This window comes from Ideonella azotifigens (assembly GCF_006519715.1).
Taxonomy (GTDB): domain Bacteria; phylum Pseudomonadota; class Gammaproteobacteria; order Burkholderiales; family Burkholderiaceae_C; genus Ideonella; species Ideonella azotifigens.
Window position 1 is genome coordinate 1 of the sequence record NZ_VIDT01000216.1, and the last position, 8,110, is coordinate 8,110.

At 66.5% G+C, this 8,110-nt stretch carries 8 protein-coding genes; 2 read left to right on the forward strand and 6 right to left on the reverse strand.

Going from position 1 to position 8,110, the window contains the following annotated elements; genetic code table 11:
- Positions 1–161: 161 nt before the first annotated feature.
- The 5 genes from FKP22_RS14480 to FKP22_RS14500 all read right to left on the reverse strand — a co-directional run bounded on the left by FKP22_RS14480 (position 162) and on the right by FKP22_RS14500 (position 4,814).
- Positions 162–1,445: a TRAP transporter large permease gene (locus FKP22_RS14480; protein WP_141288185.1), complete on the reverse strand. Its 1,284-nt coding sequence runs from the start codon at positions 1,443–1,445 to the stop codon at positions 162–164.
- Positions 1,436–1,924 carry a TRAP transporter small permease gene (locus tag FKP22_RS14485; protein WP_141288192.1) on the reverse strand — a complete coding sequence of 163 codons (489 nt, stop codon included), beginning with the start codon at positions 1,922–1,924 and terminating at the stop codon, positions 1,436–1,438. Before FKP22_RS14485 ends, FKP22_RS14480 begins: the two co-directional genes overlap by 10 nt.
- A gap of 118 nt (positions 1,925–2,042) precedes the next feature.
- Positions 2,043–3,014, reverse strand: a complete 972-nt coding sequence (locus FKP22_RS14490; RefSeq protein ID WP_141288186.1) for a TRAP transporter substrate-binding protein — start codon at positions 3,012–3,014, stop codon at positions 2,043–2,045.
- A gap of 67 nt (positions 3,015–3,081) precedes the next feature.
- Positions 3,082–3,984 carry an SMP-30/gluconolactonase/LRE family protein gene (locus FKP22_RS14495; RefSeq protein WP_141288187.1) on the reverse strand — a complete coding sequence of 301 codons (903 nt, stop codon included), beginning with the start codon at positions 3,982–3,984 and terminating at the stop codon, positions 3,082–3,084.
- A 5-nt stretch (positions 3,985–3,989) separates the two neighbouring features.
- Positions 3,990–4,814: an NAD-dependent epimerase/dehydratase family protein gene (locus tag FKP22_RS14500; RefSeq protein ID WP_141288188.1), complete on the reverse strand. Its 825-nt coding sequence runs from the start codon at positions 4,812–4,814 to the stop codon at positions 3,990–3,992.
- A 354-nt stretch (positions 4,815–5,168) separates the two neighbouring features.
- Between FKP22_RS14500 and FKP22_RS14505 the strand changes: the two genes are divergently transcribed.
- Positions 5,169–6,257 carry a porin gene (locus tag FKP22_RS14505; protein WP_141288189.1) on the forward strand — a complete coding sequence of 363 codons (1,089 nt, stop codon included), beginning with the start codon at positions 5,169–5,171 and terminating at the stop codon, positions 6,255–6,257.
- A gap of 159 nt (positions 6,258–6,416) precedes the next feature.
- Here FKP22_RS14505 and FKP22_RS14510 read toward each other — a convergent pair whose 3' ends face one another.
- Positions 6,417–6,926, reverse strand: a complete 510-nt coding sequence (locus FKP22_RS14510) for a RidA family protein (protein ID WP_141288190.1) — start codon at positions 6,924–6,926, stop codon at positions 6,417–6,419.
- Between the two features lie 56 nt (positions 6,927–6,982).
- Between FKP22_RS14510 and FKP22_RS14515 the strand changes: the two genes are divergently transcribed.
- On the forward strand, positions 6,983–7,930 hold the full coding sequence (locus tag FKP22_RS14515; protein ID WP_141288191.1) for a LysR family transcriptional regulator: 948 nt from the start codon (positions 6,983–6,985) through the stop codon (positions 7,928–7,930).
- Positions 7,931–8,110 lie beyond the last annotated feature (180 nt).

Here is an 8,110-nt window from a genome sequence, read left to right on the forward strand (position 1 = left end):
CGCGTGCCTTACACCGCGAGCTACTACTTCTACCGCGCCGCGCCTTGAGCCGCGGGGTGGCCAGCCACCATCAAAAAGGGCGACCCCGCAGGGCCGCCCGAACTGGTTTTTCAGCGCCGCTGTTGCAAGCGACCTGACCCAGGGTCCAATCGACAATCAGTTCACTTCAGCAGCAGGTTGGGCAGCCACATCGAGAACCCTGGCACGTAGGTGACCAGGCCGAGCGCGACGATCAGGCCGCCGTAGAACGGCCAGATGGTCTTCATCACGGCGCCGACCGAGATCTCGCCGATGGTGCAGCCGACGAACTGCGTCGTGCCGACCGGCGGGGTGTTCAGGCCCAGCGCGCAGTTGATCAGCATCACGATGCCGAACTGCTCGGTGCTCATGCCGAACTGCTGGCAGATCGGCAGGAAGATCGGCGTGCAGATCAGGATGGTGGCGGCCATGTCCAGGAAGGTGCCGAGCACGAACAGGATCACGTTGACCCACAGGAAGATCACCCATGGCGAGCTGCTCACCTGGCTCAGCATCTGTCCGGTCAGCTCGGCCACGCCGTACAGCCCGATCAGGTAGCCGAACATCGACGAGATGCCGATCAGCAGCAGCACGGTGCCTGTGGTCTTCACGGCCTTGGCAGCGGCCTTGAAGAACTGCTCACGCGTCAGCTTGTGGTAGACGATGGCCGACAGGAACAGTGCCCACAGCACCGCCACCGAGGCCGACTCTGTCGCCGTGAACGCGCCCGAGAGGATGCCGGTGATGATGATCAGCACCACGGCCAGGCCAGGCACCGCAGAGCGGAACGAGGACCAGACGATGGCCCAGCCCGGGAAGGTGCCGGCCGGGTAGCCGCGCTTGACGGCCACGCCATAGGCCGCGGCCAGGTTGCACAGCGTCAGCAGGATGGCAGGCACGATGCCGGCAAGGATCAGCGCCGCAATGCTGACCTTGCCGCTGGCGGCCAGCGTGAAGATGATCAGGTTGTGCGAGGTTGGCATCAGCGCGCCGACCAGCGAGGCATGCGTCGTGACGTTGACCGCGTAGTCGGCGTCGTAGCCTTCCTTCTTCATCTGCGGGATCAGCACCGCGCCCATGGCCGACACGTCGGCCACCGGCGAGCCGGAGACGCCGCCGAACAGCGTGCAGGCCAGCACGTTGCTCATGCCCAGGCCGCCGCGCACATGGCCGGCCAGGCTCTTGGCCAGGCCCACGATGCGGTCGGCAATGCCGCCGTACATCATGATCTCGCCGGCAAAGATGAAGAACGGGATCGCCAGGAACGAGAACGGGTTCATGCCCGAGATCATTTGCTGGAAGCCGACCGCCAGCGGCAGGCCTTCGTACAGCAAGGTGGCCAGCGAAGACAGGCCGATGGAAAACGCGACAGGCACGCCAAGCAGCAGCAACAGCGTGAAGCTCACGCAAAGAATGGTCAGTGCCATGCCGGCTCCACCTCGGTACCGCGCAGCAGCGCAAAAATGTGTTCCAGCGAGAACATGGCCACCAGCACGCCGGCCAGTGCCGGCGGGGCGTACTTGAAGGCTTCGGACAGGCCCAGCGTGGGGATCTTGTAGCCCATGACGGACTCGGCCAGCAGCGCGCACTGCCAGGACATGATGATGCCGAAGACCAGCACCAGGCCGTGGATCAGCAGTTCCATCTTCAGGCGCAGCCAGTCCGGTGCCAGCACCAGGAAGGACTCCAGCCCGATGTGGCCGGCGTCCCGCACGCCCACCGCCATGCCCAGCATGGTCACGTACAGCACCAGCAGCACCGCGCCGCTCTCGGCCCAGGTGGGCGTGTCATTGAAGACGTAGCGGCCAATGACCTGGTACAGCACCGCGACGATGAGCAGCACCAGGCCGCTCACGCCGATGACCAGGCAGCCCCGGGCAATGCCGGTGCACAGCCGGGTGTACAGCTCGAAAAAGCCGCCGGAGGGCGGCGCGGCGACGGGAGCGCCGTTGGGAGGTGGCATGGGACGGGCCTGGCTCATGATGGAAACAACTTTGACGGCAGCGGCGTGAGGAGGCGTTGGCTTACTGGGTGGCCTGCACGCGGGCGACCAGGTCCTTCAGGTGCGCGTCGGTGATGAACTTGTCGTACACCGGCTTCATCGCGCCCTGGAAGCTGGCCTTGTCGACCTCGATGATCTGCGCGCCGCCAGCCTTGATCACAGCCAGCGACTTCTCTTCACGCTCGTCCCAGATCTTGCGCATGAAGCCGACCGATTCCTTGGCGGCCGCGCGGATCAGCTTCTGGTCGTCCGGCGTCAGGGTGTCCCACACGCGCTTGGAGAACAGCAGGATTTCCGGCGCCATCGAGTGCTCGGTCTTGTTGAAGTACTTGGCCACTTCGAAGTGGCGCGAGCTTTCGTAGGACGGGTAGTTGTTCTCGGCACCGTCCACCAGGCCGGTCTTCAGCGCGGTGTAGACCTCGCCGAAAGGCATCGGCGTGGCGTTCGCGCCCATGGCTTCCAGCAGCGAGACCCACAGGTCGCTCTGCTGCACGCGCACTTTCAGGCCCTTGGCATCGGCCAGGGTCTTGACCGGCTTCTTGACGGTGTAGATCGAGCGTGCGCCGGAGTCGTAGAAGGCCAGGCCGACATAGCCCTGGGATTCGCAGTCCTTCAGGATCTCGTCGCCAATCGCGCCGTCCAGCACCTTGCGCATGTGCTCCTTGCTGCGGAACAGGAAGGGCATCGTCGGCACCATGGTCGCGGGGCAGATGTTGTTCATCGGCGCAACATTGACACGCGTCATCGCGATGGCACCGAGCTTGGTCTGCTCGATGGCATCCTTCTCGATGCCCAGCGCGCCCTTGGCGAAGACCTTGATGGTGAGACGTCCGTTGGTGGACTTGCTGAGGGTCTCGCTCATGTGGCGCACGGCCAGCACGGTCGGGTAGTCCTCGGGGTGGATGTCGGCCGAACGGAATTCGACGGCCTGGGCGCCGGTGGCGGCCAGCAGCAGGCTGGCAGCGGCCAGCAGGGTGCGATGGAAGAAGGTCATGCGCTTGTCTCGGTGTTGGTTTGTGGGGGCGGAGAAAGAGGAACAGGAATCACACGGAATGGCGGCTTCAGGCCACCGGCGCCGAGCAGGGCCGCTCGGCCAGGCCTTGCGTGCCGGGCGACAGCACCAGCACCGCGCCGTCCAGCGAAGCGTCGAAGCCGGGCGCTGGCTTGGCCGGCGTGATGGAGGCGACAAACAGCTGGTCCAGCTGCGGGCCGCCGAAGCTGCACATCGAAGGCTTGCTGATGGGCAATGCAATGCTGCGGTCCAGCTTGCCATCCGGCCGGAAGCGGTGCACCTGGCCGGCGTCGTTGCCGCAGATCCAGTAGCAGCCGTCGACATCGATGGCCGCGCCGTCGGGCCGGCCGGGGTGCTGCGTCATGTCGACGAACAGCTCGCGGCCGCCGCGCGGCAGGCCGTCGGCGTCCAGCCTGTAGCGCCAGATGGCCTGCACGCTGGGGTGGCTGTCGGAGATGTACATCATGCGGCCGTCGGCGCTGAAGGCCAGGCCGTTGGGCGTGATGAAGCCATCCATCAGCGGCGCGCTCAGGCCGTGGCTGTCCCAGCGGTAGAGCTGGCCGGCCGGGCTGGCCAGCGCCATGTTGCGCACCATGGTGCCGGCCCAGAAACGGCCGTCCCGGTCGGCGCGGCCGTCGTTGAAGCGCATGCCGGGTTGCGGGTGGGTGACGCTGGCCAGCGGCAGCGTCTGCAGCTCGCCACCCGGCTGTGGCAGCAGCGCGGCCAGCTGGGTTTCCAGCCCGCCGATCAGCCCGCCTTCGGTGCGCAACGCGATGCAGGCCAGCCGCTCGGGCGTGGACCAGTGTTCGATGCGGCCACTGGCCGCGTCCCAGCGCCAGAGCCGGCAGGCATCGATGTCGACCCAGTACAGCGCCTGTTCGGCCACGCTCCACAACGGGCTCTCGCCCACCTGGTGGCGCTGCGGGCCCAGCACCTCGATGTTCAACGCCATGCCGCTCAGCCCTCGAACGGGCCAGTGCGCACGAAGGCGCCGCCCTGGTACAGCGCGGCAGGATCGCTCAGGTCGATGGTGGGCTGGCGCGCCTCGATGGCGGCGCGATAGGGCTCGGAGCTGTCCTGCGGGCGATAGCCCAGGTGCGCGGCCCCGCGGTTGTCGCACCAGGTGCGCAGGTTGTCGGAGACACCGTAGACGATGCTGTGGCCGACCACCGGTGCCGACAGGCAGGCCATCACCAGGCGCTCCAGGTCGTCGTAGCTGAGGAAGGTGTTGAGCATGCGGCGGTCGCGCGGCTCGGGGAAGGAGGAGCCGATGCGCAGGCAGGCCGTCTCGATGCCGTAGCGGTCGAAGTAGAAGCGCGACAGGTCTTCGGCAAAAGCCTTGGACACGCCGTACAGGCCATCGGGCCGCGCCGGGCTGTTGACATCCAGCACCTGGTCCTGGCGATGGAAGCCCATCACATGGTTGGAACTGGCCAGCACGATGCGCTTGACACCTTGCTTGCGCGCCGCTTCGTACAGGTTGTAGGCACCGACGATGTTGGCCTGCAGGATGGGGTCGAAAGGCGCCTCGACCGACACGCCGCCCAGGTGCACCACCGCGCTGACACCTTCGAGCAGTTGCAGCATCGCGGCCCGGTCTTCCAGGCGCACCGGCGCGAGTTCCTCGCCCTCGCCGGCTTCGCCCAGGTCGGAGATGTCAGACAACCTGAGCTGGTCGCAATAGGCCTTCAGGCGCGGGCGCAGCACCTTGCCCAGGCCGCCGGCGGCGCCGGTCAACAGCAAACGGGGAAAACGCAACGAGGTGGCAGGGGTGGCAAGCATGTGGGGAAACGATCTCGGGAAACTTGGCGCTACGGATGTGTCGTCTGATGTCATCCGTTGTCGTACAACATGGTCGGAAATGCGTGAGCGCTTGTCAACGACACAAGGCAAGGGTTTCCCCGCGATTCGCTGGTTTACCCCGAGACAAAACCGGCCGCCCATCGGGCCACTGTTCCCAGGTAAAAACCCAGCCAGCACGCTGAAACTGACATGGCGCTGAACCGACGCGCCAGCGGGCTTGCGGCTTTCACGCGACAGCCTGCGGGAATGTCTCTAGATGGCGCATCTTGTTGCAGACAGCGGCCACTTGTACGATGACTTACAACAACTACCCCACTGGATGGAGACTCCCACATGCAGAAGATTTCCCTGATGACCCTGGCTGGCGCCGCGGCGCTGGCGGCCGGTGCGGCACATGCCGACTCCACTGTCACGCTGTACGGCCTGATCGACGTGAACGTGACCCGCTACATGGCCGGCAGCAAGTCCGGTGCGGACGACAACTGGATGGTCAACGACGGTGTGGTCAACGGCCTGAACGGCTCGCGCTGGGGCATCAAGACGATCGAGGACCTGGGCGGCGGCCTGAAGGCCAACGTGGTCGCCGAAGCCGGCCTGAACGCCGACACCGGCACGCTGGGCCAGGGTGGCCTCGCCTTCGGCCGCCAGGTCTACGTGGGCCTGAGCGATGCGAAGCTGGGCGAGATCCGCGTCGGCCGCCAGTACATCCTGGAAGACAGCGTGATGTGGCAGTCCGACCCGTTCGGCAATGCGCTCTCGCTGAACCCCGGCACGGCCGTGACCAACAAGGGCAAGTCCCTGCCCTTCTGGCTCAACGCACCGCGCGCCAACAACATCGTCCAATACCGCACGCCGGACTTCTCCGGCTTCAGCATGCAGTTCCAGATCGCCCCGGGCGAAGGCACGGCTGACCGCTTCCACGGCATTGGCGGCGTCTACCAGGCGGGCGCGGTCTACGCCGGCGTCTCGTATGAATGGAACAAGCCGCGCAACGGCGGTGACGACAAGAGCAACGAGTCGCTGACGATTGCCGCGAACTACAACTTCGGCCCGGTCAAGCTGCTGGGCGGCGTGCAGCGCAACCGCAACCTGACGACCACCAGCGGCAACGGCGCCTTCACCGGCACCAACCTGACCGTTGCCACCGACACCAGCTTCGTCGCGCACGACACCGACAACTACACCGTCGGCTTCGAAGCGCCTGTGGGCAACTGGACCTTTGGCGGCAACTACTCCAACGTCAAGTACAAGAACGACGGCGGCAGCGTGAGCGCCACGCTGGGCAAGGCAGGCCTGGGCGTGCGCTACGGCTTCTCGAAGATGACCTTCCTGTACGCCTCGGCCTCGATGTCCACCGGCGACCTGAAGGACTACATCTCTCAGGAACGCACGGTGCAGCTGGGCCTGCGCAAGGCGTTCTAAAAGCGCCTTGAGGAAAAGGCGGCCGGCGGCATCGTCGGCTGCCGCTGCCGCCACTCGGCCTGCGTCAACCGGTACAGGCAATGCGGCCGCAGCGGGTCGCCCTCGGGCACCGCAGGGTGCTCGAAGTCCCCGTCCGCGCAGTTGGTCACGCGAGTCCGTTCACGGCAGCACCGCGGCCGACAGTTCGATCTCCACCGTCGCGTTTTTCGGCAACTGGTAGACGCCCACCGAGGTGCGCGTGTGCAGGCCCGCGTCGCCCAGCACCTCGTGCAACAGGTCCGAAGCCGCGTCCGCCACCTCGCTGTGTTGCGTGAAGCCAGCGCCGCACTGCACGAACACGCCCATGCGCAGCAGCGTGGCCACACGCGCCAGGCTGCCCAGGTGGCGCTGCAGCAGCACCAGGCAGCGCATGGCCGAGATGCGCGCGGCCTGCTGCGCCTGGGCCAGCGACACGTCATCGCCCGCGCGGCCGGTCACCATCACCGTGTCGCCCAGGCGCGGAATCTGGCCGCTGAGGTGGACGGTGTCGCCGTGCTGCAGCAGCGGCACGTAATGTCCGCCGATCTTGATCTCGCCATCGAAGCCTTGGCCGAGCTCGGCAGCGAGCCGGGCCGCCACCTGCTGGAAGCGTTGGTCAGCGGGAGAAATTGGGGAGGCTGCTATGGTCATTGGCGCGTTATACCGCGGCCCGCCACCCGCCTCCATCCAACCTCGCCATCCCGCCCATGGACGAACTGAGAGCCCTGTCCACCTTCGTGCGCGCCGCTGAACTCGGCAGCTTCAACCAGGCCGCGCTGGCCCAGGGCAGCTCGCCGCAGGCCGTCAGCAAGACGGTGCGGCAACTGGAGCAGCACCTGGGCGTGCGGCTGTTCCACCGCACGACCCGCAAGAGCGCGCTGACCGAAGAAGGCCAGCGGCTGTTCGAGGCGGTGCGGGGCAACCTGGATGGGCTGGCCGCCGCGCTGGCGCAAGCGCGCAGCGCGGTGCGCGAGGATGAGGGCCTGATCCGCGTCAGCGCCGGCGGCGCGGTCGGCCGCAAGGTGCTGGTGCCGCTGCTGGCAGCGTTCTGCGAGCTGCACCCTGCCATCGAGTTCGACCTGCTGCTGGAAGACGGCATGACGGACTCGGTCAGCGAACGCATCGACGTGGGCTTTCGGGCTGGCAGCGCGCCGACGGCGCAAGTCATCGCGCGCCGGCTGTTCACCATCCAGCAAATCGTTTGCGCGTCGCCAGCGTACCTGGCGCAGCACGGCACACCGAAAAAGCCGGCGGATCTGCTGCAGCACCGCTGCACCGGCTACCGCCAGCCCGGCACCGGGCGGCCGTTCCTGTGGGAGTTCAGCGTCAAGGGCGAGACCGTTTTCGAGACCGTGCCTGCCGTGCTCTGCAGCAACGACCCGGAGGCGGAAATGCAGGCCGTCATCGCAGGGCTGGGCATTGGCCAGATCGACAGCATCAACGCCGCGGCGCCCATCCGCGCCGGCCTGCTGGTGCCGCTGCTGACGAACCAGCTCAGCGAACGCATGGGCCTGTACCTCTACTACGCGCAGCGCGCCGAGATACCGGGCCGCTTGCGCCGCTTCATCGACTTCACGGTCGAGCGCTTGAAGGACAGTACCGACTTCAACGTCCCGTTGGCCGAGCTGAAAACACGCTCGAAGCGCGGGACGTAGCCGCAGCATTCACAACCATTGGTTGCGAGTGTTGTGGCCCGCCGCTCACTACCGGTAGCGAGTGCCGAATCCTAGAGTTCATCCCGTCGACCTTCCGACGCTCAACGAACTCAAGGACACACTCATGACTTCCGCTCTTCAGGATCTCGCCGGCCGCGTGGCCGTTGTCACCGGCGCTTC